This window comes from Cedecea neteri (assembly GCF_000758325.1).
In the GTDB taxonomy this organism is placed as follows: Bacteria; Pseudomonadota; Gammaproteobacteria; order Enterobacterales; family Enterobacteriaceae; genus Cedecea; species Cedecea neteri_B.
The window spans coordinates 2,093,884-2,117,031 of sequence record NZ_CP009459.1 but is presented as its reverse complement, the minus strand read 5'-3'; the positions used below and the strand labels follow the sequence as shown (position 1 = coordinate 2,117,031).

Genomic DNA, 23,148 nt, shown 5'->3' with positions numbered 1-23,148 from the left:
TTCCGTTCAGATAAGCAATTCTGCAGCTAATCTGGCCACCAGTACGTTGGATAACAGCACCGGCACATCCAGCTGCTTTTGCAGTAAATCCCGGTGTTTTTGATGGTAGCCGAGGCAGTCGAGGACCAGAACGTCCGCCCCTTCCGCCATCAGTTTTTTTCCCGCCTCCAATAGCTCGTTTTCACTGCCATGTATCGGATTCGCGAGCGCGTAACGCGGCGGATGGGTCAGCTTGTGCCACTTCAGTTCCTGGAACTTAATCATTTCGGCCACCGGCAGAATGATCCCCACCTGATGACCATCCACAATCGACGCCACCAGCGGAGGAATGATGCGCTCAGGCTCCAGCAGGATGGCATTGCGGGCGCTTAACCCCGTCAGCGGCATCGTGCTCATCAGCAGGATAACTTCGTAGCCCTGATTATCCAGCTGTTCGATGATCCCCTGCATCGCTATCGAGATTTTGTTGCGGCCAACTGAAGTAATGGTGTTATCCGCCAGCAGCGTGAGCAACGTGTCTTCGCCTGGGGATGGGGAAAACTGAAGACGAACTTCCTCGGAGGAGAGATTGCCCAACAGGCTGACCTGGGAGATTTGTTGTTCAGAGATATGTTCAGTTAAAAAAGGTAAAACCTCACTGACTGACACTTTGCCGACGGTGAGAATGGCTACAGTTGGTTTCATGCTTCGCTCCGCTATTACTCAGTTACCGCCCTCTTCGCTGCACTGCTCCACGTCCGCTATGAAATAACTCCGCCGGGGTCGATCGTTTTCTGATCGCCACAATCCGCAGCATACAACCAGAGCGACATCGAAATCCTTAACGAAACATCAACTACTGAGCAACATCTCTAATGGAATATATTTTAGCTAAATGAATGAGATAAAAGTTTCTCTTATGAAGGAAGTCTCACGCGCAGCGTACGCCTGAAAATGCCGGTCAGGAACCAGAAGGAAGGCAGTTGAGTGGCCATCGCTCGTCCTCAATTTCTTATGGATGAGCGTTAAGTATAGGCTAACTGGCGCGGGCCATTTGTAATGCGCTAAGGATGGCTTCCACTACCGCATCCGGCGTGCGGGTGGCGTCCACAATGTGGCGGGCAACCTGCCGGTAAAGCCCTTCACGAGCGGCGAGCACGTCAACGATTTCATCGGTCACGCCTTTCCCGGTCAGCGTTGGGCGCTGCCCTTCTTCCGGGGAAGCGGTCAGGCGTGAAGCCAGCACCTGCGCCGGGGCATGTAACCAAACGGGGATGCCGTTTTCCTGCATAAACTGCCGGTTGCCCTCTGCCAGCACCATGCCGCCACCGGTCGCCACCACGGTCGCCGGAGCCGTCACGCGCTGCAGCGCATCGGATTCACGAGCACGAAACCCTTCCCAGCCCTCTTCGGCCACAATCTCCGCCACGCTCTTGCCGGTGTGGTTCAGCAGAAAACTATCGGTATCGACAAAGGCGTAACCCAGCGTTCTCGCCAATGCCTGACCGACGGTCGTCTTACCACAGCCGCGAGCGCCGACTAAGAATAGGGGTTGAGTCATCAAAGATAATCCTCGGAAATGCGGGCCTGAGGCCACAAGGGGTAAAAGCAGGAAAACAGAATGCGATAATACCACTAAACTAGTACGCGACAAGTGTAAACCTATGGTTACAAAAATGAAATTTATCGCTTAAAACCCAGCTATAACGGCATTAACTGATACGTAACAAGTGTAAACTAAATCCACCACCTGCTAACTGCGCCACAATACTTTAAACGCCAGGCCAATGACAACCCTTAATCTGAGATTCGGTAACACATTTATGGTTAGCTTTACGATTAAGGCGTTTCACCGACGCTGAATGTGATCCAGACTCGTTTTAAGATTTCATCATGACAGAGGTATGAACCATGCAAGCTGAAGAGCAACGTCTTATTGACGGGCTTTTTGACCGTCTGAAACAGGCCGAAAGCCAAAGTGCCACCCGCGATGCGGCCGCCGAACAGCGGATTGCGCAACACCTCAGCCAGCAGCCGGGTGCCGCCTACTACATGACGCAGACGATCCTTATTCAGGAAGCGGCCATGAAGCAACTGAATGGCAAAATTCAGGCCCTGGAAGCGCAGGTGAGCGAGCTGGAGCAGAAATCTCGCCAGCAGCAAAGCAGCGGCGGTTTCCTTGCCGGATTATTCGGTGGCGGCAGCAGCAACAGTAATAATACGGCTCGTGGCTCCGATCCGATTCCGGGTAGCCAGAACTATGGTACCTCTTCTGCACCAGGCTACGGCGCACCTCAACAAGGTGGATACAACGCCCCTGGCGGGTATGGTGCACAGCAGCAGCAGGCTGCCCCTGCCAGCGTTCCGCGTGCCGGAGGCGGGTTCTTATCTGGCGCGCTGCAAACCGCAGCGGGCGTAGCCGGTGGCGTCGTGGTGGCAGAAATGCTAACCAGTATGTTCCACCGCAGCCAGCCGGAAGAGATCGTTAATATTATCAATGAACCAGCGCCGACCTTCGACAACAGCTCATTCGACTCGGTCAATGACTACAGCCAGGTCGACGACCGTCAGTTCCTGAACCAGGGCGGCTGGCAGTCGCAGGACAATACCGATTACGGTAACGATGATTTTGGCGGCGACGATTACGGCGACGACGACGACAGCTTTATCTAAGACTTTTGCGCCCGCGCGACCTTCAGCAGCCACTTTTCCAGCTCATTGGCAAACTGCTGGCGGTCGCGCTGGCTCAGGCTGTCCGGCCCGCCGGTTTGTACGCCGCTGGCGCGAAGGGTATCCATAAAGTCACGCATCGTCAGGCGTTCACGAATGGTTGCAGGGGTATAAAGCTCGCCGCGGGGATTCAGCGCCACCGCCCCTTTCTCCAGTACGTCCGCCGCCAGCGGAATATCAGCGGTGATCACCAGGTCGTCTTTCTCGCAGCGACGCACAATTTCGTTATCCGCCACGTCAAATCCAGAGGCAACCTGAAGGCTGCGAATAAACCGCGACGGCGGCGTTTTCATCCCCTGATTGGCCACCAGCGTGACCATGACCTGAGCGCGATCTGCCGCGCGAAACAGCACCTCTTTGATGACTTTTGGACACGCATCGGCATCCACCCAAATTTGCATTATGGCTCCTGACTTTCGGTGGGAATGGGGGCGATTTTGCCGTGCTTTTGCCGAATGACAAAATTTATCTGTTTCCACCCCGGCCCGCTCGCCATTGAGTGCAAACATAGCCTAAGCGATAAAAAGCGCGTTAAGCTATGACCATCAAATAACAAAACACATCACCATGGAGTCATGCTATGGACAAGAAAATAGGGTTTATTGGCTGCGGTAACATGGGCAAAGCCATCCTCGGCGGCCTGATTTCCAGCGGCCTTGTGCCTGCCGGCAATATCTGGATCTACACCCCGTCGCCGGACAAAGTTCAGGCCCTGTGCGAAGAATACGGCATTAACCCGGCGCAGAGCGCGCAGGAAGTCGCGCAGATAGCCGACATCGTCTTTGGCGCCGTGAAGCCAAACATCATGCTTAAGGTGCTGAGCGAAGTTAACTCCGATCTGAATAAAGACACCGTGATTATCTCCATTGCCGCGGGCATCACTCTGGAAACCCTGGCCAAAGTGCTGGGCCATGACCGGAAAATTATCCGTGCGATGCCGAATACCCCTGCGCTGGTGAACGCGGGCATGACGTCAGTCACGCCAAACGCCCTGGTCACGCCGGAAGACATTGCCGATGCGGTGAGCATTTTCCGCAGCTTTGGCCAGGCCGAAGTGGTCAGCGAAGCAATGATCCACCCGGTCGTGGGCGTCAGCGGCTCTGCCCCGGCATACGTCTTTATGTTTATCGAAGCTATGGCCGATGCCGCCGTGCTGGGCGGTATGCCGCGCAAACAGGCCTACCAGTTTGCCGCTCAGGCGGTGATGGGCTCGGCGAAGATGGTGCTGGAAACCGGCACCCACCCGGGCGAGCTGAAAGACATGGTCTGCTCCCCTGGCGGCACCACCATTGAAGCGGTCAAAGTGCTGGAAGAGAAAGGTTTCCGCGCCGCCGTGATGGAAGCGATGGTGAAGTGTATGGCGAAGTCGGAGCTGCTCGGGAAGTCCTGATGTTGACAGAGCCCCTCACCCTAACCCTCTCCCCGAGGGGGAGAGGGAATTAGAGCGAGCATAAATCTTCTGTTCCCCCTCTCCCTCTCCCTCTCAGGGAGAGGGCCGGGGTGAGGGTCATTCAAAACAACTTACTTTTTCTTCAGGCAATTACTCATAAAGGTTTTTCTGGCGTCGCCCTTCAGCGATTGCTTCGCCGCGTCCGCATTACAGTCCTTCATTTTTTGCTGCTGAGGCGTCAGGGTTTTCCCCGCTGCGGCAGGCGCTTCCCCTTTGAGACAGCTGCTCATGTAGCTCTTACGCTGATCCCCTTTCAGAGATTGCGAAGCCGCCTGCTGATTACAGGTTGTCATACGCTGCTGCTGAGGCGTCATCGTTTTATCTGCCGCCGTTGCTGACCCAACCAGCCCTACCAGTAACACCGCTAATAATGAAAATTTCATACCTTATTCCTTTTTTATTGTGACGTTTAAAGTCTGGCCTAAGGCAAAAAAAATGCGACGTTTCCGCCGCATTTTTTTCTTACCTGTTACGCAAACACGCCTTTACTCCAGCGCCATCGCCGATTTCATGGTGTAGAACAGGTCGGTCTGATCGGTCAGTCCCACCACATTGGCGGCATGTGGGCCATAGGCTGCCACGCGCAGCTGGGTGCCGGTGTGCTCCTGAGATTCTCCCTCGGAATTACCGTAGCTGATGACCATCACCGCGCCGTCTTTGGTGTTCAGCGCCTGAGTCAGGCCAGGAGCTTTGGTGTCCGGCGCCACAATCTGGCTGGAATGGGCGTGATCGGCGGTGACGATAACCAGGGTATTGCCGTCTTTACGGGCAAACTCCAGCGCTTTTTGCACGGCTTCATCGAGATCGACCGTCTCGCCGATCTGTCCACAAGGGTTAGCGGCATGATCTTGTTTATCAATAGACGCACCCTCAACCTGCAGGAAGAAGCCTTTCTCGTTGCCTTTCAGCAGGTCGATAGCTTTTTCGGTCATCTGCGCCAGGGTTGGTACGCTGCTGTCGCGCTTCGGATTTGCCGTACAGGTCACGGCAGGCTGATCTATATTCCCGTGGTAAGTGGCCTTCGGGCCTTCCCAACGCACCGGCATATTGCCGTCGGCGAACATACCGATCAGCGGCTTCTGCTGGTTAGCTTCAGTCACCGCCGCAAGGCCAGCGGCGTTATCCACCCACTGATAGCCACGAGCATCGGCCTGCTCGCGCAGGGTTTTCCCGTTCCACTCACCGGCCTTCGCCGTTTCGCTAAAGGTTTTTGCCCCGCCGCCAAGCGTCACGTCGGCGCGGGTATTCAGCAGTTGCTCGGTAATAGAGCCTTTGCCCCCGTTTTCCAGCGCGTTAGTGGCACATTTTTCGCTGGTCGCGTTTGGGCCATAGCATTTACGCCCCGTCACGTGGGAAACCAGCGCCGCTGGCGTGGCATCCTGAATTTCTGCCGTGGAAACGTTGCCCGTCGCCTTACCGGCCGCCTTCGCCAGTTCGAGGATGGTCACGTGATCTTTCCCCTCGACGTCCACGCCCAGCGCGCCGTTATAGGTTTTCACGCCGGTACTCCACGCCGTGGCGGAAGCCGCCGAGTCGGTGACGTAATCCGGCTTTTTCGTTTTCTTGTCTAAAGAATAATGGGTGTATTGCCCGGTCAGCGGTAAGGCATCAATCCCTTTAAAGAAACCACCAGCCCCTTCGGCATAGTTTCTGGCGGCGGTAATTTCCGAATCGCCCATTCCGTCGCCAATCAGCAGAATAATGTTCTTCACTGTTTTATTGTTGAGCGAGGCCCGGATCGCTTCAGTTTGATCGCCTGTAATACGGCGAGCACCACCCGGCTGAGTTAAATCTCCCTGAGCGGCGCGACTTTCCAGAGGGGAAGAGGATGTTTCTTGTGATTTTGATGGGGCGCTGACAAGCAGCAAAGGCAGCAGGCTGGCGATAATTACGCTCTGTTTCACTTTATTTTCTCCATGTAGTAACTACTGAATATAAATAAAAACAGAGCGAGTATAAAAATGACTTATGACACTAATATGACAGTGAAATTTGATTCAACTACGGGGATGGATAAGGAGCTTTTTTAAATATTGTCGGAGTAATTCGGTATCCTGGACCGGCACTGCCGTCTTTGGGGAAGCATCATCTAACGCCCCTTCAATGCTGGCAACCAGTGCCGAACGCTCTCCCTGTTCAAGGCGTCTCAATAAGGCTGTTACCACTATTTCCAGTGCTTCAACCTGAGCAACCAGCTCTTTCGATTCTTCTTCCTTTTCGGCGAGCTTAACCAATAACTCAGCAATAAGATTTTTCATTTTCTCAGTCCCTGCGGGGTTAAGGCATGACGTTAACACTCAGATCCACCTGAGAGCAATATCCCAGGTTAAATATGTGCGTCACAGCAAATAGCGGCAATATTAAAATGATTCTCTCTGATAATAATCCCGACAACGAATCTTTTGCACCACAAAAAAAGAATAATGGAATATTATTCTCTAAATCTACAGCGGCGGACTAAATGAATAATAAGTCGAAATCAATCTTCATATTTCGCTCAATAATATCCCACGCAGAGAAACTGACTGGCGGCTAAGCGCTTTTGTCAGCCAGCGCCTGACGGGCATTTTTGCGCTTAAAAGCCACCGCCAACTGCCAGACATTGAGCAACACAACCACGGCGGTTGCCGCAAAAACGTAACGAAAACCGGCCATTGCGGAAACCCCGGCCCCCATTAAAGGCCCGGCGACATTCCCCAAATACATAAACGACTGGTTATAACCGAAGATACGCCCGGTGACCTGGTCGCTGCAGTATTTGAGTAACAGCGTTTGCACCGCCGGTAACATTGCCCCGTCAGCAAAGCCCAGCAAAAAGCGCAAGATACCCAGCTGCACCGGCGAAGTGACGAAGGACATGGCCAGGAATAACACCACGGCGCAGCACAGCGTCGCCATCAAAATACGTTCAGTGCCAATCCGATCCCCCAGTTTGCCCAACTTAGGCGCGGCAAAGAGCGCGGATATGCCCGGCAAGGCGGCAATAAATCCGCTCATAAACGCAATATTGTTGCTGTCCGGGGCCAGCTGTTTGATAAACAGCGCCAGAATCGGGCCAATCGAGCCGTTACAGAGCTGGATCACCAGCGTGGTGATAAACAGACTGAGGATCAGCCACGGATAGGGCAACGTGGCAAACACCTCTTTCCCGGTCAGGCGCTCATCTTTACTGATTTTCGGGCGAGCGCCCTCTTTAATCAGCAGCAGCGTCACCAGGAAACTGACCATCAGCAGCCCGGCAGTGGCAAAGAAAACCGGCCTTAGCCCAAGATGATCCGCCATAAAACCGCCGAGCAGCGGACCCACGATCACGCCGCTGATTTGCCCGGTTGAGAGCGTACTGATAGCCCAGCCGCTGCGCTCGCGTGGCACCTGAGAGGCAATCAGCGCCATCGCATTAGGAATATAACCCGACGTTAACCCCATCACCGCGCGCAGCAGGAACAGCTGCCAGACGTTGGTCGCAAAGGCCTGGAGAAGAATCGCCACCGCCATACCAAACGAGGCGCGAAGCAGCATCAGCTTGCGCCCTTTGCGATCGGCCAGGCTGCCCCACATCGGCGAAACGATGGCCGAAACCAAAAACGTGACGCTGAACGTCAGGCCGGACCAAAGGGAAAGGGCTTCATGGGATGTGACGCCAAGCTGCTCAACGTAGAGCGGAAGAAAAGGCAAAATTTGGCTGATCGCAAGGCCGGTAAAAAAACAGCCGAACCAGACCGAAATGAGATTGACCTTCCAGGACTCCATAGCGCGCTTTTTCAAAGGGGATGCAACCAGAACAGAACGATTTCTGGAAAGCTTATCACACTAATGAATATCGCCGTCAGCGCCCCACCGCTGTCATTACGATCCAGACATGATTGCTTACTAAAGCACATATCCTGCCCGAGTGGACAGGTTGATGCAGGAACCACATGAATCCCCGGAATGAGCGTGCTATGTTGTCCCCTTTCGTAAAGTTTATGGGTGGATTAAAGGCATGGCAAAACTGCGGGTTGGTATCGTGTTTGGTGGAAAATCGGCAGAACACGAGGTGTCGCTGCAGTCGGCAAAAAATATCGTCGACGCCATTGATAAGTCGAAGTTTGATGTTGTGCTGCTGGGGATTGATAAACAGGGCCAGTGGCATATCAACGATGCGTCCAGCTACCTGCTGAACGCCAATAATCCGGCGCTTATCGCCCTGAACCGATCAGAGAAAAACGTGGCGCTGGTCCCCGGCCAGACCGAACACCAGCTGATTGAAACCAGCACCGCAGAGCAGCTTTCCCAAATCGACGTGATTTTCCCGATTGTGCACGGCACGCTGGGCGAGGACGGTTCCCTGCAGGGCATGCTCCGCGTCGCCAATCTGCCGTTTGTCGGCTCCGGCGTGCTGGGCTCAGCGGTCAGCATGGACAAAGACGTCGCCAAACGCCTGCTGCGCGATGCGGGCCTGAACGTTGCCCCTTTCATCACGCTGACCCGCGCTAACCGCGCCAAAATCAGCTTCGCCGAGATCGAAAAACAGCTGGGTCTGCCGCTGTTTGTGAAGCCAGCCAACCAGGGTTCCTCTGTCGGCGTCAGCAAAGCCAGCACCGAAGAGCAGTACCACGCGGCGGTGGCGTTAGCCTTTGAGTTTGACCATAAAGTGGTGGTTGAAACCGGCATTAAAGGCCGTGAAATTGAGTGCGCCGTGCTGGGGAATGATTACCCGCAGGCCAGCACCTGCGGCGAGATCGTGGTGAACAGCGAGTTCTATTCTTACGACACCAAGTACATTGATGAGCAAGCGGCACAGGTCGTTGTCCCGGCGGCGCTCGACGCCGACGTTAACGACAAAATCCGTAAAATCGCCGTGCGTGCCTATCAGGCGCTGGAGTGCAGCGGTATGGCCCGCGTTGACGTGTTCCTGACGGAAAATAACGACGTGATCATCAATGAGATCAACACGCTGCCGGGCTTTACCAACATCAGCATGTATCCCAAGCTGTGGCAGGCCAGCGGCATCAGCTACCAGGAGTTGATTACCCGCCTGATCGAGCTGGCCCTTGAGCGCCACCAGCAGGACTGCGCGCTGAAAAGCTCAATCACTTCGTAATACTTAAGGCTCCGCCGTGTCCGACTCTTCCCGGGGACGGCGGATAATAAAGCCTGCTATCCAAAAACCAATCGCCCAGGTCACCAGCCCCACCGCATAGCTCTGCCAGCCCTTCGTTTCCAGCCCCAGCAGGCCGACCACGCCATTCAGAATAAAAATCAGCCCAATCGCCACCGCATAGTAGTGCCAGTCCCGACGCATTTTCAGGGTTAACATAGCCGCCTCACGCATTCAAAAATAAGCCTGCAGGCATTGTCGCACATCGGCGGCGGAGAAACGCGCGGTTGCCACGCACTCCGCCAGCATAATGTTAACGAGATTTACTTTAAGTTACTAAAATGTGAACTTGAGCAAAAAATGCAAATCCAGGAGGATTCTGGCCTTCAAATTACCAGCAATCTGATATTGACAACGCTTATCACCTGCCAAAATTCACGCCATGAGATACCACACATTGGGTTCAGATTGCGTTTTTACGGGAGGTCGTGATGCCTGATATTTCATTGTCGAAAGCCGTTATTCCGGCTACTCGGGTCATAATGACAGAAAAATCAGAAAGATCGGTGCCGGGCAATATTGCCTATGCGCTGTTCGTTCTCTTTTGCTTCTGGGTGGCCACCCAAATGCTGAATCTTATTGTGCAGGCGCCCGGCCTGCTGGAGTACCTGGCGCAAGGCAACGATGCCAGCCGCCCGCGCATTGAGATGGGCCTGGCGGTCAGCACCGTATTCGGGCTGATTCCCTTCCTGCTTGGCGCTGTCGCCATCGGCATTGTCGCCCTGACGATACGCCTGAGAAACCGCCGCCACTCCGCCTGGTATTACTGATCAAAAAGGCGGAAGCTTTGCCGCTTCCGCCCGTCATCGTCACCTCTGCATACAGCTTGCCCGCCTGTCGTCCACGCGTTTTGCAAACCAGGCCGTGGTCAAATTACGGGTAATTTTAGGGCTTTCAAGCACGATCCCCGGCAGGATTTCTCTGGCCAGCGGCTGCCCCGACTTTTTCTCCGCTATCGCAAAGACCTGCTTGTAAAGGCTGGTTTTTTCGAACCCAATGCTGTCGCCTTTTTGCAGCGCCCGGCGGATTTCGCTGTCGCTCATATCCAGCTGTTTCGACAGCTTACGCACCGCCATTTCAGTGCTGCTCGGTTTATCGCTGGTGTACAGAATCAGGTCGCCGTCCAGCGCCAGCTTCACGCCCGTCGCCTTACTCACGGCGCTCTGGAAAGCCGCATTGCGGCTGGCGTACCAGCCCGCGTTGTAGTCGGCGAAGCGATAAAGCGGTTTCGTATAGTTAGCTGGGTAATTCAGCAAATGATAAGTCCCGAACCAAAGCCCACCGCGGCGGGTGAAAACTTCCTGCCGCACCGTTCCTTCTATTTTCCACGGGTAGCCATCGGTATGTTTCTCGGCAAAGGCCACGCTCACCTGCATCGTGCCGCCGGTGCGTACCGGGTTAAAGCTGCCGAACAGCTTTTGCCCCATCGGCACCATCGTCAGGAAATCATCGAAAATAGCGCTGAGCTGCCCTTCGGTTTTGACGTTATCCAGCCGCTCGCTATAGCTTTTGCCGTTGGGGGAGTTAATCCGCAACGCGGTGTGCACCAGCAGCGGCGGGATGTGCATTTTCTCCGCGCGGCGGTCGATCTCTTTCCAGGCAATTTTATTCAACCCCGGCACCGCCGGATCGGCCTGCAAATTAGACTCCTGCAGCGCCACCGCCAGCACAGAACAGATATTCTCTTCGCTCTGCTCGAGGTTCTGGCTTTTCAGGGTCGTCAGCAGATCTTTTGCCAGCCCATCGCGGTCTTTTACCCCGGCAGGGATTTTGCGCTGGGCCAGGGTTTCGATATCCACCGGTTTTGCCGACGTTGTCGTGGTGCCCGGCGTTGTGGTTTTGGTTGTACAACCGGCCAGCACAAGCAGCGCCAGCAGCCCCGGCACGGCAAGCCGCCGGGCCTGAGAGACAGAACCCACCATGTTAATTTCACTCCCTTTCATCATCACCCGCACCACCCTGCCTGTTTTTCAGTTTGTGCGCTACTGGAAATCACCGATTGACAACTAGATGCCTGGTCAGTAATTTCATTTGCAACTACTGACCAGGCAAATACCATGAGTAATACTACGGGTAATCCCTATTCCAAACTGCACCTCGGCCTGCTGATTCACCTGTCGAACCAGTTCAAAGACCAGCTCATCACCCAGTACTTTTCGCCGATGGGCATCACCGGTGCGCAATTTAAAGTCTTGATAAGCATCTTTAAGGGCTTTAACAGCCCGGTAGAAGTCAGCAAAAACCTGGTGATGGATACCGGCGCCATGAGCCGCATGCTTGAACGAATGGTGAAGCGAGATCTGATCGTGCGAAACGTGAATCCCGAAGATAAACGCCAGGTCATTCTGGCGCTGACCGAGAAAGGGCAAGAGCTGTGCGAAGCTTTCCAGAACGATGCGCTGGCGTCGATCATCGGCACCCTTACCGAGCGCCTGACGCCTGAAGAAGCAAAGCAGCTCAATGAACTGCTGATCAAAATGCTGCCGGATGAGATCACCGAGCGCCACCTCTAAGCTTTCTGATTAAGGCCACATAAAAATGCAAACCTCTACCGAGCAGGTTGAACGCGCGCCGAGTAAGCGCAAGCGTAACTTCGCCATTTTTCTCATTATCCTGCTGCTGATCGGCGCGGGCTGCGTGGCGTGGTACATGCTTTACGCGCGCTATTACGAAACCACCGACGACGCCTACGTCAACGGCAACCAGGTCACGCTGACGCCGCAAATCGGCGGCACGGTAACGCAGGTCAGCGTCGATGAAGGAGACTACGTCGAAAAAGGGCAGCCGCTGGTGCAGCTCGACCCGAGCGACACCGAAATCGCGCTCCAGCAGGCAGAAGCTAACCTGGCGAATACCGTGCGTCAGGTACGTGGGCTTTACAGCACCGCGGATAACTACCGGGCCCAGGTCGCCGCGAAGCAGGTGGCGCTACAAACGGCACAGAGCGACTACGCTCGTCGCCAGAAGATTTTTGCCACCGGGGCCATTGCCGCTGAAGACCTGTCCCATTACCGCGATGCCGTCACCAGCGCGCAAAGCGATTTAGTCGCCGCACAGCAGGCATTACGCACTAATTTAGCGATGGTGGATGACACAGTTATCGACAGCCATCCGGAAATTAAAAGCGCCGTAGCGACACTGCGCCAGCGCTTCCTCGATAACGCACGTAGCACCATCGTTGCGCCGGTGAGCGGCTTTGTCGCCAAACGCGCCGTTCAGCTGGGAATGCGTGTTGATTCCGGTACCACCCTGCTGGCGATTGTGCCGCTGGACCAGGTCTGGGTAGACGCCAACTTCAAAGAGAGCCAGATGCAGGACATGCGCCTGGGCCAGAAAGTGACGCTCACCGCCGATCTCTACGGGGATGACGTGGAGTATCACGGCACCATTGAAAGCCTTGGCATCGGTACAGGCAGCGCCTTCTCGCTGCTGCCGGCCCAGAACGCCAGCGGGAACTGGATAAAAATCGTTCAGCGCCTGCCGGTCCGCATTACGCTTGACCCGCACGACATGCAGAAACACCCGCTACGGGTTGGCCTGTCGATGTTTGCTCGCGTAGATATTCGCAATGCAGACGGCCACCTGCTGCCGCAAAAAACCGTCGCCGCGCCGCGCTTCACCACCGACGTTTACCAGAACGCGCTGGACGAAGCCGACAAACTGGTCACGAAAATCCTTCATGACAATAGCCAGCCGGTAGCGTCAGCCAACCGCTAAGAGAGACGTTATGCAAGATAAGGCGGCGTTTACGCCTCCCAGCCTGCTGCTGGCGACTATCGCGCTGTCGCTGGCGACGTTTATGCAGGTGCTGGATTCCACCATCGCTAACGTGGCGCTGCCGACGATCGCCGGTAACCTCGGCGTCAGCGCCGACCAGGGCACCTGGGTTATCACCTCGTTCGCGGTGTGTAACGCCATTGCCCTGCCGCTGACCGGCTGGTTTACCCGCCGGTTCGGGCAGCTAAAGCTGTTCGTGGGTTCTGTAGCGCTGTTCACCCTCACCTCGTTCCTGTGCGGCTTTGCCCACAGCATGACCGAGCTGATTATCTTCCGCGCGCTGCAGGGCTTTTTCGCCGGGCCAATGTTCCCGATGTGCCAGACGCTGTTGCTGATTATCTTCCCGTCCAGCAAGCGAAGTATGGCGCTGGCGCTGCTGTCGATGGTGACGGTTGTCGCGCCGATTGTCGGGCCGATCACCGGCGGCTGGATCACCGATAACTATTCCTGGCCGTGGATCTTCTACATCAACGTGCCGATCGGGATCTTTGCCGCCATCGTGGTCTGGACGCAGCTGCGCGAGCGTGAAGAAACGACCACCATAGCCCCTATCGATTACATCGGGATTGCGCTGTTGGTGCTGGGCGTGGGGCTGCTGCAGGTGGTGCTGGATAAAGGGAACGATCTCGACTGGTTCGCCTCGCCGGAGATAATCACCATGTCGGTTATCTCCGCGGTTTCGCTGGTGTCGTTTGTCATTTGGGAACTGGGCGAGCGCCACCCGATAGTCAACCTGCGGTTGTTCGCCGACCGTAACTTCGCCATCGGGACGCTGTCGTTGACGCTGGGCTATGCGGCATTCTTCGCCATTAACATCATTTTGCCGCAGTGGCTGCAAACCCAGATGGGCTACACCGCAATTTGGGCCGGGCTGGCGGCTGCCCCGATGGGCGTGCTGCCGCTCTTGCTGACGCCGATAGTCGGGCGCTACGCCAACAAGGTTGATATGCGCCTGCTGGCCACGCTGTCGTTCCTGACCATGGGCGCTTCGTGCCTGATGCGCGCGCAGTTTAATACCAACGTAGATTTCCGCACCATTGCTGAAGTGCAGCTGTTTATGGGGATTGGTGTAGCGTTCTTCTTCATGCCGATCACCACTATTGTGCTGTCGAACCTGCACGGCGTTGAAGTTGCGGAAGGTTCTGGCCTGGCCACCTTCTTCCGCGTGCTTGGCGGGTCGTTTGCCTCGTCGCTGACTACCTGGATTTGGTCGCGCCGCGAGGTTTATCACCACGCCAACCTGACGGAGAGCGTCTCAGCTTACAATCCGTCAGCGGTGGATTACCTGCACAAGATGGGCGGCGCCACGCAGCAGCACCTGGCCGTAGTGGATAAAACCATTGAGCAGCAGGCCTATATGATGTCGACCATCGACTACTTCTGGCTGCTGGGCTGGGGCTTTATGGCGCTGATTGTGGTGATTTGGTTTGCTCGTCCGCCGTTTGTGCGGGCTGGTGCACCCGGCGCCCCTTCCGCAGGGCACTGATCAAAAAAGGGATGGCATTGCGCCATCCCTTTTCTTTTCGCCTCAGACGGCTTCTTCGGTGCCCGGCACCGGCTCATCCTGCAGCGTACGCTCGAAGCTGCGCAGACGTTTGTAGATAGACATCAATTCAACCAGCGTGGTCCAGGAGCTGATCAAATACTGGAACGAGCCGCGCACCTGGCCAAAAGCATTCAGAATCTGTTGCATGATACCGAAGGTAATAGCCCCCGCAGAAATCGTCGGGAACAGCAGAAACATACCGAATAATGCATCCAATTGCAGATAGAGAATACGGGCGATATTGAAATAGGTGTAATGGAAGTAGAGACGGAAATAGTTATAGCGAACATCTTCGTACAACGCTTTCACCGTCGGCGGCGTCGCGCGAGAAGCATCATCCTCACCATAAACCAATTCTTTACGGTAAGCCGCCTCAACGCGCTGATTATTAAACTGTAAACCCGGCAGCTTAATACCCACCAGCGCCAGCAGCCCGGTGCCAATTATTGACCAGATAATTGCCGCAATCACCAGACCATAAGGGATATTGCCCACGATAGGGATATCTTTAACATACGGAGACAGCGTCACCAGTATCGGCAGGAATGCGATTAACGTCATGACTGACTGCAACAAGCTCACTCCCATATCTTCCAGAGTAGAGGCAAAGCGCATGGTGTCTTCCTGCACACGCTGAGCAGCCCCTTCGATATGACGCAGCTTCTGCCAGTGTTCCATATAGTAGTCATTCATCGCGGTGCGCCAGCGGAAGACATAGTGGCTAATGAAGAACAGATTCATAACCCCCACCGTCACCGAGATTAACGCAAGGCCAAGGAATGCCCCAGCTTCGCTATAAAACTGGCCAACAGACACTTTATTGGGTGCGCTAAGTGCCGTTTGGATCAAACTGTAAAACGGATTGTACCAGGCATTTATCGCCACCCCGACTTCGACTAAAAACCAGGTGACAAAAACGATCAGCGAGGAACCGAGAATCGACCAGCGCTGCCAGGGATGGGGGCTAAAAATAAACCAGGCACCGGCAAACAGGCCAACACAAACGGCATAAAAAGCATAAAAAACAAGAGACTTAACTGCCCATAAGCGTGTCGCCCCAATGGGTAATTGCTGGCTGGCGCCTGCAAGATTCTCTAACCACAGGCCGCCACCGGCCTGCCAGAATATAACTGCGAGTAGTCCCCATATTGCCGCTGAAAGAAAAAACAGCTTCGGCGACGGGAAGAAAGATTTGAACATGACAACACTCCTGGTACGACTTTTTGTTGTTATATCTGCCGGTTATAGCGAACGTTCTACGATAATGCTTGCAGAATGTTGTATCAAGGAGTGAGAGAGGCTTACATAACTTAGCGCCAGCCGTCGAGAATAGCCGCCGTCGTTTTTACCGCCAGCGTATTGCCCGGAATCGACAGATTGGCCCAAACCTCGTTGTGGTGATTAATCAGCGCTTCGGCGCTCACCGATGCACGGTCCGCCGTGGTATGGGCGTCGCTGGCAACCGTCATCGCATAGCCCCGGCTGACACCGTTTTTGACCGTGGTATCCACGCAGTAATCCGTGGCGCAGCCACATACCACCAGCTCATCAATTCCATCCTGTTTTAACAACGAATCCAGCGTCGTGCGGTAGAAAGCATCACAGGCGGTTTTGGTCACATACAGCGCATGTTCCGGGCGATGCAGTTCGGGAATAATGTCGAACGCTTCACTACCTGGCTGAAGCTCTGCCTCGTGATGTTGAATAAAAATCACTTTTTCTGCGGCATCAATAAGCTGATTAATTCTGGCGGCGGTTTGTTCACGGGCACGGCGGGGCGACTCTAAAACGCCGTTTTGCATATCGATAACCATCACAACGCGGGCTGCAGGCATGCTAATTCTCCTCAAATAAGAAGAAAAAAAGCTTAGCACACCTGCCTGAAGATTAAATCGTGTAGAGCCCGGCGTGGCCAAAAGGCCGGGTTTTAAAACGACGGTGCAGCCACAGATACTGCTCCGGCGCGCGCATAATTTCGTGCTCAATCTTACGATTCATATAGGCTGCGGCAGCCTGCTCATCTTCGCCCGGATAATCACAAAACTCCGGCTCAATGACCAGCTGATAACCAGTCCCGCAGGGTTTGCGGATCAAAACCGTGGTCAGAATGGCGGGTTTTGCCAGGCGAGCAATAGTAAAGGTGCCGTTGGTTGTCGCGGCCTGCTGAACAGCAAAGAAAGGCGCAAAAGAACTGCCTTTCGGACCATAGTCCTGATCCGGGGCAAACCACACCGCCTCACCGGATTTCAGCGCTTTCACCATCCCCTTCAGGTTGCGCCTGTCGAGCATCGCTTTGTTGGAGCGCGACCGCCCCCGGGTTTGCACGTATTCCATAACTTTGTTGTTGTGTGGCCGGTACATCGCCATCATGGGGCGACACAGGCCCATTACGCGCCCGCCCAGTTCCAGCGACATAAAATGCACGCCGATAACCATCACGCCTTTGCCTTTGTCGCAGGCGGCGTTGATGTGCTCCAGGCCGCGAACCTCAAACCACTTGCGTACACGTTCATCAGACCAGAACCAGGCCATGCCGGTTTCAATCAAGCCCATGCCGAGCGAGCCAAAGTTTTTCTGAACGATCATCTCGACCTGCGCCTCAGTGTAATGCGGGAAGCAAAGGCGAAGATTCTGGCGGGCAATAGTGACCCGACGCTTGAGAAAACGCATGGAGAAACGACCAATCAGGTCGCCCATTTTCATCAACACCGGATACGGGAGCTGCACCCATAGCCAAAGCACACCCAGCCCAAACCAGGTAAACCAATAGCGAGGATGCAAGAGGCATTTATAAAACAGCGGTTTAGTAGACATATTCACTTCTTTAATGCGAGGAGATGATGTATCGCATAAAGAATTGAATCAATCGCGGTACGCCTTAAGCCGTTACTAAGATTCCGGGGTTCAGCAATAGTTGCACTCGGACCGTTAATAACGAGCAGGATAATACGCACTTTTTGCTAAAGCAGCGTAGCGAAATCATCTGTCTTTAATCTTATTTAAGATCATTCTTTAGGGCCGCCGGGCAACAGCGCCAGCCGGGACGTACACACGGGCAAAAAAATGCTTTATTAAGCCGCAACTGGCAAACTTTCGTACGCCAGCTGGTGATGTAACGCACGGTTACGCTTTTCAGGCCGTAAAGGCTGAATTGACGCTTTGCATAAGGGCGCAGAGTAGTATAAATACCTGCAATACCGCCTTATTTTTTAAACTGGATTTTTGCGTTGAAAACTCGTCTTCCTCGTCTTCTTTTGCTGGCCGCTGCGCTGCTGCCGTCACTCGGTTTTGCGCAACCGTCTCCGGCGCCTGAATTTGCCGCCGACGTTGTCGATCGCTACGCCAACCATATTTATTACGGCAGCGGCGCAACCGGCATGGCCATCGTGGTTATCGACGGTAACCAGCGGGTATTTCGCAGCTTCGGCGACACCAGACCGGGCAATAACGTTCGCCCACAGCTGGATTCGGTGATCCGCATTGCCTCACTAACGAAGCTGATGACCAGCGAAATGCTGGTAAAAATGCTCGATCAGGGCAAAGTCCAGCTCAACGATCCGCTCAGCAAATATGCGCCTCCCGGCGCGCGGGTGCCGACCTTTAACGGCCAGCCGATTACGCTGATTAACCTGGCCACTCACACCAGCTCCCTGCCGCGCGAACAGCCCGGCGGCGCAGCGCACCGCACGGTGTTTACCTGGCCGACGCGGGATCAGCGTTGGAACTGGCTCTCGCAGGCCACGCTGAAAGCCGCCCCGGGCACCGTGGCCGCTTATTCAAACCTGGCGTTTGACCTGCTGGCCGATGCCCTGTCCCGCGCAACAGGCAGGCCTTATGCCGACCTGTTCGATGAGCAAATCGCCCGCCCGCTGGGCATGAAAGACACCACCTTTACCCCTTCGCCAGACCAGTGCAAGCGCCTGATGGTCGCCGAGAAAGGTGCCAGCCCTTGTGATAACACGCTGGCGGCGGTGGGCAGCGGCGGCGTTTACTCTACGCCAGGTGACATGATGCGCTGGATGCAGCAGTTCCTCTCTTCCGACTTCCATCATCGCGGTAATCAGGCGGACAGAATGCAAACCCTGATTTATCAGCGCAGCCAGCTGCATAAGGTCATTGGCATGGACGTACCGGGGAAAGCTGACGCGCTGGGCATGGGCTGGGTCTGGATGTCACCGAAAGAAGGCCGACCGGGCATTATTCAGAAAACCGGCGGCGGCGGCGGCTTTATCACCTACATGGCGATGGTGCCGCAGAATAACGTGGGCGTTTTTGTGGTGGTCACACGCTCGCCGCTGACCCGCTTCGTCAACATGAGCGACGGCGTGAACGATCTGGTGACGGAACTCAGCGGCAATAAGGCTGTAGTAACACCGGCATCCTGAAAATTGCGCGCGGCGTTTAGCTGACCGCCGCGCCATTTTTACGGCGCTTCTTATCCACATACATAAGGGTGTCCGCCTCACGCAGCGCGTCGTCCGGCGTGGTCGTCGCGGGGTTAACGGCGATAGCTCCGATGCTCGGCCCCGCATAGTCAATCACGCAGGACTTAAGCTGATACTCTCCGCTCAGCAGCTCTGACAGCCTGGCGCGAAAAGCACCGGTCGCTCGCAGGGCTTCGCTGTATTCCGTTGGCCCCGCCCCGGCAACGATAAACTCATCGCCGCCCAGTCGCCCTAACACTTCATCGCCTCTCACGCCCTCTTTCAGCCGCTGGCCGATGGCGCAAAGGAAATCATCTCCGGTTTCATGACCGTGCATGTCGTTTATTTGCTTAAAACCGTCCAAATCGGCAAAGGCCACCAGCACGTAGCGGGCGTCATCTTTGGCGCGGGAGAACAGACGAGGCAGCTGATCGAAAACCGCGCGGCGGTTAGGCAACCCGGTTAATTCATCGGTATAGCTGGCGGTTGTCAGCGCCACGTTGGCCTGCTGCAGCTTCTTCATCAGTTGCTCATTTTGGATCTGCTGGGCAATGAGCTGAGAAAACAGCTGTAAGACCTGTTCGCTATGATCGGTCAGCACGCGCTGCTCGGAGCTGGCCGCGCAGAGCGTGCCATAGAGCGAACCATCGGCAAGGGTGACCGGCGTGCTCACATAGGTCACAATCCCCAGCGCCTTTGCCGCTTCAGAGTCACCCCATACGCTTGCGACATCGCAGGTATAGCGGCGGCCTTCGTCTAAAGCACGTTTGCACAGCGTATCTTCCCAGGGGACGGAGAGCCCTTCCGGGATATTCATCGCCCTGGTATTGCGGGAGAACACAATATGCTGCTGGCTGCCCTCCGCGTCGATGCGGGTCAGGTAGGTGGATTCCATATTGGTCACCAGCTCCAGCATTTCCAGCAGCTGTCTGACCAAACCTTCCAGAGTGTATTCGGCGTCTAAGGCGGAAGATATACGCTCAATTAGATTATCAATCATCACACTGAAATACCTTTATCGGAGGTGCAGACTTAGCGCCGGGAAGCGCACTTTTTACCGTATCACAACGGCAACTTCTACCCCTCAAAATATGATATTTCTGCCGGTAATTAAACCTTGCAAAATGTAGCGCCTTAGTGTGAATGCAGCTTGCCCCGGGAATCCAGAGAGATAAGTACCACCGAAGAGATAATCAACAGCGACCCCAGCCAGTCCGGCAGTGTAAAGCTAATGCCCAGCAGCAGCACCGACAGCAATGCGCTGCTTAAAGGCTCCGCGCAACTCAGAATGCTGGCCTTTGGCCCGCCAATCATTTGCGCCCCGGTCAGGTAGAGACTGAAAGTGATCGCCGTGCCGACTATCACCAGGTAGAAGAAGGCCAGCAGGGTGCCGCCGGTGGCGGTGAAACTGCCGATTTGGCTGGCGTAAAACGGCAGCAGCGCCGCGCCGCCCAGCAGCATACTCCACCCCACAACGGGCAACGTGCCGTAGCGCGCAATCAGCTTCGAGGGATAAGTCGTGTAGAACGCAGCGGCAAACGCGGAAGCGATCCCCCAGAACAACGCGCTGCCGGAAATCGTAATCGATGCCGGGTTGCCGTGGGTCACCAGCACAAACGTCCCGATTAACGAGGTGCCAATCGCGGCATAGACCAGTTTGCCGGAACGCTTTTTCCGCACAAAGGCAAACCAGGCCACGATAATGGTCGGCGAAAGGAATTGCAGCACCGTCGCTGTCGCGGCGTTGGACTGTTCGATGGTCAGCAGGAAGGTTAGCTGCACCGTCAACGCGCCGCAGAGGGTAAAAATCAGCAGGGAAATCAGGTCGTCACGCTGTTTAAACACGGCGAAGATTTTGTCTCCGTGCATAAACGACAGCATCAGCAGAATCAGGCCGGAGAACAGCAGCCGCAGCATAGTCAGCGACGCAGAGGAAATATGGCTCTGCTCCATAATGTACTGTGCACAAACCCCGGAGCTTCCCCACAGCACCGCCGCAAACAACACATACAGCATCCCTTTCCGACTAATGCTCATTCCCCTGCCCTTTTAACGCCTGTTTCTTTAGGACAGCATGATAGCGTAAATCCGGGAGGATAAGGTGCCGGACAGTGCTGCTGACAACGTCCGGCGGAGTAAAATTAACTGACTTTAGAGCGCCGCATGACGACTTATGCTTTACGACGCAGCAGCTTAAAGGCAATAAAGAGGCACAATATCCAGGCCGGCAACAGCATGGCAGACACGCGCATCCCGTCGATGGTGCACATCAGCCCCAACACCATCATCATAAAGGCGATGCACAGGTAGTTGCCGAACGGGTAAAGCAGCGCCTTAAAGCGGGTTTCATGCCCCTGACGGCGCATCGCGCGGCGGAACTTGATGTGCGCCAGCGAGATCATGATCCAGTTCAGCAGCAGCGTCGCCACCACCAGCGCCATCAGCAGGCCAAAGGCGTCATGCGGCAGCACGTAGTTTAAAACGACCACCAGGGAAGTGATCGCGCCAGACAGCAGCAGTGAATTGATCGGCACGCCGCCACGGCTGACCTTCGCCAGGAATTTTGGCGCATTGCGCTGCACGGAGAGGCCGAACAGCATGCGGCTATTGGAATACACGCCGCTGTTATAAACCGACAGCGAAGCCACCAGAATCACGAAGTTAAGCGCCGAGGCGACCACATTGCTGTTCAGATCGTGGAAAATCATCACAAACGGGCTGCTGTTGGACTTGATCTCCAGCCACGGGTAGAGCGAAAGCAGCACCACCAGCGAGCCGATATAAAACAGCAGAATGCGATACACCACCTGGTTTACCGCCTTAGGAATGGTGGTGTGCGGAGAACGCGCCTCGGCAGCCGTAATGCCGATAAGCTCCAGCCCGCCGAACGAGAACATGATCACCGCGAGGGACAAAATCAGCCCGTGCCAGCCCGTGGCGAGGAAGCCGCCGTGCTGCCAGAGGTTGCTGACACCCGCGCGCTCGCCGCCGTGGCCGGAAGCCAGCAGCCAGATGCCGAAGCCAATCATGCCGACAATTGCCAGCACCTTGATCAGCGCAAACCAGAACTCCATTTCGCCGTAGAGGCGCACGTTCACGAGGTTCGCGGCGTTAATCACCACGAAGAACAGCGCCACCCAGGTCCAGGTCGGCACCTCGGGGAACCAGTACTGCATATAAATGCCGCCGGCGGTCAGCTCCGCCATGCCGACCAGCACGAACATCACCCAGTAGTTCCAGCCGGACAGGAAGCCAGCAAACGGCCCCCAATATTTATAGGCAAAATGGGAAAACGAACCGGAAACCGGCTCTTCAACCACCATCTCACCGAGCTGACGCATGATCAGAAATGCAATGATCCCCGCCACGCCGTAGCCCAGCAGGACGGCAGGCCCCGCCATTTGGATAGCCGGGCCAATGCCGAGAAAGAGTCCGGTACCGATCGCGCCGCCCAGCGCAATCAGCTGAATGTGGCGATTCTGCAAGCCGCGCTGTAATTGATGGCCATCCTCCGGCCCCGCACTCTTGCCCTGTGGCTCAGAGGCGACTGACGTGTTTTTCACGCCCTGCTCCTTTGTGATTTGTCAAAGGGGCACCTTTTAACACCTGAAGCTAATAGTGGCAAGGAATGGTTACACTTCGGAAATAATCCCTGGTGAATGTTATGCTCGCACCCGTTTATCACCAGAGGAAAGGAGCAGGCATTGAAAACGCAAAAACGGGCGCTGGGCTGCGTGGCTATCGTCGTGGATGATTACGACAAAGCGATTGAATACTACACCCAAAAACTGGGCTTCACGCTTGTGGAGGACACGCCTCAAGAGGGAAAACGCTGGGTAGTCGTCACGCCAAACCCGGAAAGTGACTGCCACCTGCTGTTGGCCAAAGCCACCAACGAACGCCAGCAGGCCGCTATTGGCGATCAGTGCGGCGGCAGGGTTTTCCTTTTCCTTCATACCGATGATTTTTGGCGCGATCACGCCATGATGACGGCCAACGGCGTGCATTTCTGCGAAGTTCCACGAGAGGAAGAGTACGGCACGGTTGCGGTCTTCGAGGATCTCTACGGCAACCGCTGGGATCTGCTCCAGCACAACTAATA

24 protein-coding genes are annotated in these 23,148 nt (G+C 55.3%); 9 read left to right on the top strand and 15 right to left on the bottom strand.

Annotated elements, in window-relative coordinates:
- Positions 1-6 precede the first annotated feature (6 nt).
- Positions 7-684 carry an AroM family protein gene (locus tag LH86_RS09980; RefSeq protein WP_039300809.1) on the bottom strand — a complete coding sequence of 226 codons (678 nt, stop codon included), beginning with the start codon at positions 682-684 and terminating at the stop codon, positions 7-9.
- Positions 685-1,015: 331 nt separating this feature from the next.
- The gene (aroL, locus tag LH86_RS09975) at positions 1,016-1,540 is read right to left on the bottom strand and encodes a shikimate kinase AroL (protein ID WP_039300807.1); all 525 of its coding nucleotides are present in this window, start codon (positions 1,538-1,540) and stop codon (positions 1,016-1,018) included.
- A 350-nt stretch (positions 1,541-1,890) separates the two neighbouring features.
- Between aroL and LH86_RS09970 the strand changes: the two genes are divergently transcribed.
- A complete protein-coding gene (locus tag LH86_RS09970) occupies positions 1,891-2,652 on the top strand; it encodes a DUF2076 domain-containing protein (protein ID WP_039300805.1) in 762 nt (253 codons plus the stop codon).
- Here the strand turns inward: LH86_RS09970 and LH86_RS09965 are convergent.
- Positions 2,649-3,110, bottom strand: coding sequence for a YaiI/YqxD family protein (locus LH86_RS09965; RefSeq protein ID WP_008454481.1), 462 nt, complete (start codon positions 3,108-3,110; stop codon positions 2,649-2,651). The two genes, LH86_RS09970 and LH86_RS09965, sit on opposite strands and share 4 nt — an antisense overlap.
- A 179-nt stretch (positions 3,111-3,289) precedes the next feature.
- On the opposite strand from LH86_RS09965, the gene proC reads away from it, so the two are divergent.
- Entirely contained in the window at positions 3,290-4,099 is an 810-nt protein-coding gene (proC, locus tag LH86_RS09960; protein WP_008454480.1) for a pyrroline-5-carboxylate reductase, read from the top strand.
- A gap of 131 nt (positions 4,100-4,230) precedes the next feature.
- Here the strand turns inward: proC and LH86_RS09955 are convergent, their stop codons facing one another.
- The 4 genes from LH86_RS09955 to LH86_RS09940 form a co-directional block, all read right to left on the bottom strand.
- The gene (locus tag LH86_RS09955) at positions 4,231-4,542 is read right to left on the bottom strand and encodes a PsiF family protein (RefSeq protein WP_008454479.1); all 312 of its coding nucleotides are present in this window, start codon (positions 4,540-4,542) and stop codon (positions 4,231-4,233) included.
- A 102-nt stretch (positions 4,543-4,644) separates the two neighbouring features.
- A complete protein-coding gene (phoA, locus tag LH86_RS09950) occupies positions 4,645-6,063 on the bottom strand; it encodes an alkaline phosphatase (RefSeq protein WP_039300800.1) in 1,419 nt (472 codons plus the stop codon).
- Positions 6,064-6,156: 93 nt separating this feature from the next.
- Complete coding sequence (iraP, locus tag LH86_RS09945; RefSeq protein ID WP_038475168.1) at positions 6,157-6,417, bottom strand: anti-adapter protein IraP; 261 nt, start codon at positions 6,415-6,417, stop codon at positions 6,157-6,159.
- A gap of 274 nt (positions 6,418-6,691) precedes the next feature.
- Positions 6,692-7,909: a multidrug efflux MFS transporter gene (locus LH86_RS09940; RefSeq protein ID WP_039306062.1), complete on the bottom strand. Its 1,218-nt coding sequence runs from the start codon at positions 7,907-7,909 to the stop codon at positions 6,692-6,694.
- Between the two features lie 232 nt (positions 7,910-8,141).
- On the opposite strand from LH86_RS09940, the gene ddlA reads away from it, so the two are divergent.
- The gene (gene ddlA / locus LH86_RS09935; protein WP_039290686.1) at positions 8,142-9,242 is read left to right on the top strand and encodes a D-alanine--D-alanine ligase; all 1,101 of its coding nucleotides are present in this window, start codon (positions 8,142-8,144) and stop codon (positions 9,240-9,242) included.
- A 3-nt stretch (positions 9,243-9,245) separates the two neighbouring features.
- On the opposite strand, the gene LH86_RS09930 is transcribed toward ddlA, so the two are convergent.
- A complete protein-coding gene (locus LH86_RS09930; RefSeq protein WP_052045637.1) occupies positions 9,246-9,458 on the bottom strand; it encodes a DUF2754 family protein in 213 nt (70 codons plus the stop codon).
- A 272-nt stretch (positions 9,459-9,730) separates the two neighbouring features.
- Between LH86_RS09930 and LH86_RS09925 the strand changes: the two genes are divergently transcribed.
- Positions 9,731-10,069, top strand: a complete 339-nt coding sequence (locus tag LH86_RS09925; protein ID WP_039300793.1) for a DUF2755 family protein — start codon at positions 9,731-9,733, stop codon at positions 10,067-10,069.
- 39 nt (positions 10,070-10,108) lie between these two features.
- Here LH86_RS09925 and LH86_RS09920 read toward each other — a convergent pair whose 3' ends face one another.
- Complete coding sequence (locus tag LH86_RS09920) at positions 10,109-11,221, bottom strand: DUF1615 domain-containing protein (RefSeq protein ID WP_039306059.1); 1,113 nt, start codon at positions 11,219-11,221, stop codon at positions 10,109-10,111.
- 135 nt (positions 11,222-11,356) lie between these two features.
- On the opposite strand from LH86_RS09920, the gene LH86_RS09915 reads away from it, so the two are divergent.
- From LH86_RS09915 to LH86_RS09905, 3 genes are read left to right on the top strand one after another with little or no spacing between them, the layout of a single operon-like run.
- A complete protein-coding gene (locus LH86_RS09915; RefSeq protein ID WP_008454465.1) occupies positions 11,357-11,812 on the top strand; it encodes a transcriptional regulator, SarA/Rot family in 456 nt (151 codons plus the stop codon).
- Positions 11,813-11,837: 25 nt separating this feature from the next.
- Positions 11,838-13,016, top strand: coding sequence for an HlyD family efflux transporter periplasmic adaptor subunit (locus tag LH86_RS09910; protein ID WP_039290678.1), 1,179 nt, complete (start codon positions 11,838-11,840; stop codon positions 13,014-13,016).
- 10 nt (positions 13,017-13,026) lie between these two features.
- Positions 13,027-14,562 carry a DHA2 family efflux MFS transporter permease subunit gene (locus LH86_RS09905; protein ID WP_039300790.1) on the top strand — a complete coding sequence of 512 codons (1,536 nt, stop codon included), beginning with the start codon at positions 13,027-13,029 and terminating at the stop codon, positions 14,560-14,562.
- 42 nt (positions 14,563-14,604) lie between these two features.
- On the opposite strand, the gene sbmA is transcribed toward LH86_RS09905, so the two are convergent.
- The 3 genes from sbmA to lpxP all read right to left on the bottom strand — a co-directional run bounded on the left by sbmA (position 14,605) and on the right by lpxP (position 17,436).
- On the bottom strand, positions 14,605-15,822 hold the full coding sequence (gene sbmA, locus LH86_RS09900; RefSeq protein WP_039300787.1) for a peptide antibiotic transporter SbmA: 1,218 nt from the start codon (positions 15,820-15,822) through the stop codon (positions 14,605-14,607).
- A gap of 110 nt (positions 15,823-15,932) precedes the next feature.
- Entirely contained in the window at positions 15,933-16,457 is a 525-nt protein-coding gene (locus tag LH86_RS09895) for a cysteine hydrolase family protein (protein ID WP_039300783.1), read from the bottom strand.
- Positions 16,458-16,509: 52 nt separating this feature from the next.
- Entirely contained in the window at positions 16,510-17,436 is a 927-nt protein-coding gene (lpxP, locus tag LH86_RS09890; RefSeq protein WP_039300781.1) for a kdo(2)-lipid IV(A) palmitoleoyltransferase, read from the bottom strand.
- A 413-nt stretch (positions 17,437-17,849) separates the two neighbouring features.
- On the opposite strand from lpxP, the gene ampH reads away from it, so the two are divergent.
- Positions 17,850-19,007 (top strand): D-alanyl-D-alanine-carboxypeptidase/endopeptidase AmpH, encoded by a 1,158-nt coding sequence (gene ampH / locus LH86_RS09885; RefSeq protein WP_039300778.1) that lies wholly within the window; start codon positions 17,850-17,852, stop codon positions 19,005-19,007.
- A 16-nt stretch (positions 19,008-19,023) separates the two neighbouring features.
- On the opposite strand, the gene LH86_RS09880 is transcribed toward ampH, so the two are convergent.
- The 3 genes from LH86_RS09880 to pheP form a co-directional block, all read right to left on the bottom strand.
- Positions 19,024-20,046, bottom strand: coding sequence for a sensor domain-containing diguanylate cyclase (locus LH86_RS09880; RefSeq protein ID WP_039300776.1), 1,023 nt, complete (start codon positions 20,044-20,046; stop codon positions 19,024-19,026).
- A 134-nt stretch (positions 20,047-20,180) separates the two neighbouring features.
- Positions 20,181-21,083, bottom strand: coding sequence for an EamA family transporter (locus LH86_RS09875; protein ID WP_039300773.1), 903 nt, complete (start codon positions 21,081-21,083; stop codon positions 20,181-20,183).
- A 134-nt stretch (positions 21,084-21,217) separates the two neighbouring features.
- Complete coding sequence (gene pheP / locus LH86_RS09870; RefSeq protein WP_039300771.1) at positions 21,218-22,609, bottom strand: phenylalanine transporter; 1,392 nt, start codon at positions 22,607-22,609, stop codon at positions 21,218-21,220.
- Between the two features lie 141 nt (positions 22,610-22,750).
- Between pheP and LH86_RS09865 the strand changes: the two genes are divergently transcribed.
- On the top strand, positions 22,751-23,146 hold the full coding sequence (locus LH86_RS09865) for a VOC family protein (RefSeq protein ID WP_039300769.1): 396 nt from the start codon (positions 22,751-22,753) through the stop codon (positions 23,144-23,146).
- Positions 23,147-23,148 lie beyond the last annotated feature (2 nt).

Excerpts from the sequence above, each read along its gene's own strand:
- LH86_RS09980 (WP_039300809.1), bottom strand. The coding sequence starts at position 684 with ATGAAACCAACTGTAGCCATTCTCACCGTCGGCAAAGTGTCAGTCAGT.
- aroL (WP_039300807.1), bottom strand. The coding sequence starts at position 1,540 with ATGACTCAACCCCTATTCTTAGTCGGCGCTCGCGGCTGTGGTAAGACG.
- LH86_RS09970 (WP_039300805.1), top strand. The coding sequence starts at position 1,891 with ATGCAAGCTGAAGAGCAACGTCTTATTGACGGGCTTTTTGACCGTCTG.
- LH86_RS09965 (WP_008454481.1), bottom strand. The coding sequence starts at position 3,110 with ATGCAAATTTGGGTGGATGCCGATGCGTGTCCAAAAGTCATCAAAGAG.
- proC (WP_008454480.1), top strand. The coding sequence starts at position 3,290 with ATGGACAAGAAAATAGGGTTTATTGGCTGCGGTAACATGGGCAAAGCC.
- LH86_RS09955 (WP_008454479.1), bottom strand. The coding sequence starts at position 4,542 with ATGAAATTTTCATTATTAGCGGTGTTACTGGTAGGGCTGGTTGGGTCA.
- iraP (WP_038475168.1), bottom strand. The coding sequence starts at position 6,417 with ATGAAAAATCTTATTGCTGAGTTATTGGTTAAGCTCGCCGAAAAGGAA.
- LH86_RS09940 (WP_039306062.1), bottom strand. The coding sequence starts at position 7,909 with ATGGAGTCCTGGAAGGTCAATCTCATTTCGGTCTGGTTCGGCTGTTTT.
- ddlA (WP_039290686.1), top strand. The coding sequence starts at position 8,142 with ATGGCAAAACTGCGGGTTGGTATCGTGTTTGGTGGAAAATCGGCAGAA.
- LH86_RS09930 (WP_052045637.1), bottom strand. The coding sequence starts at position 9,458 with ATGTTAACCCTGAAAATGCGTCGGGACTGGCACTACTATGCGGTGGCG.
- LH86_RS09925 (WP_039300793.1), top strand. The coding sequence starts at position 9,731 with ATGCCTGATATTTCATTGTCGAAAGCCGTTATTCCGGCTACTCGGGTC.
- LH86_RS09920 (WP_039306059.1), bottom strand. The coding sequence starts at position 11,221 with ATGGTGGGTTCTGTCTCTCAGGCCCGGCGGCTTGCCGTGCCGGGGCTG.
- LH86_RS09915 (WP_008454465.1), top strand. The coding sequence starts at position 11,357 with ATGAGTAATACTACGGGTAATCCCTATTCCAAACTGCACCTCGGCCTG.
- LH86_RS09910 (WP_039290678.1), top strand. The coding sequence starts at position 11,838 with ATGCAAACCTCTACCGAGCAGGTTGAACGCGCGCCGAGTAAGCGCAAG.
- LH86_RS09905 (WP_039300790.1), top strand. The coding sequence starts at position 13,027 with ATGCAAGATAAGGCGGCGTTTACGCCTCCCAGCCTGCTGCTGGCGACT.
- sbmA (WP_039300787.1), bottom strand. The coding sequence starts at position 15,822 with ATGTTCAAATCTTTCTTCCCGTCGCCGAAGCTGTTTTTTCTTTCAGCG.
- LH86_RS09895 (WP_039300783.1), bottom strand. The coding sequence starts at position 16,457 with ATGCCTGCAGCCCGCGTTGTGATGGTTATCGATATGCAAAACGGCGTT.
- lpxP (WP_039300781.1), bottom strand. The coding sequence starts at position 17,436 with ATGTCTACTAAACCGCTGTTTTATAAATGCCTCTTGCATCCTCGCTAT.
- LH86_RS09880 (WP_039300776.1), bottom strand. The coding sequence starts at position 20,046 with ATGATTGATAATCTAATTGAGCGTATATCTTCCGCCTTAGACGCCGAA.
- LH86_RS09875 (WP_039300773.1), bottom strand. The coding sequence starts at position 21,083 with ATGAGCATTAGTCGGAAAGGGATGCTGTATGTGTTGTTTGCGGCGGTG.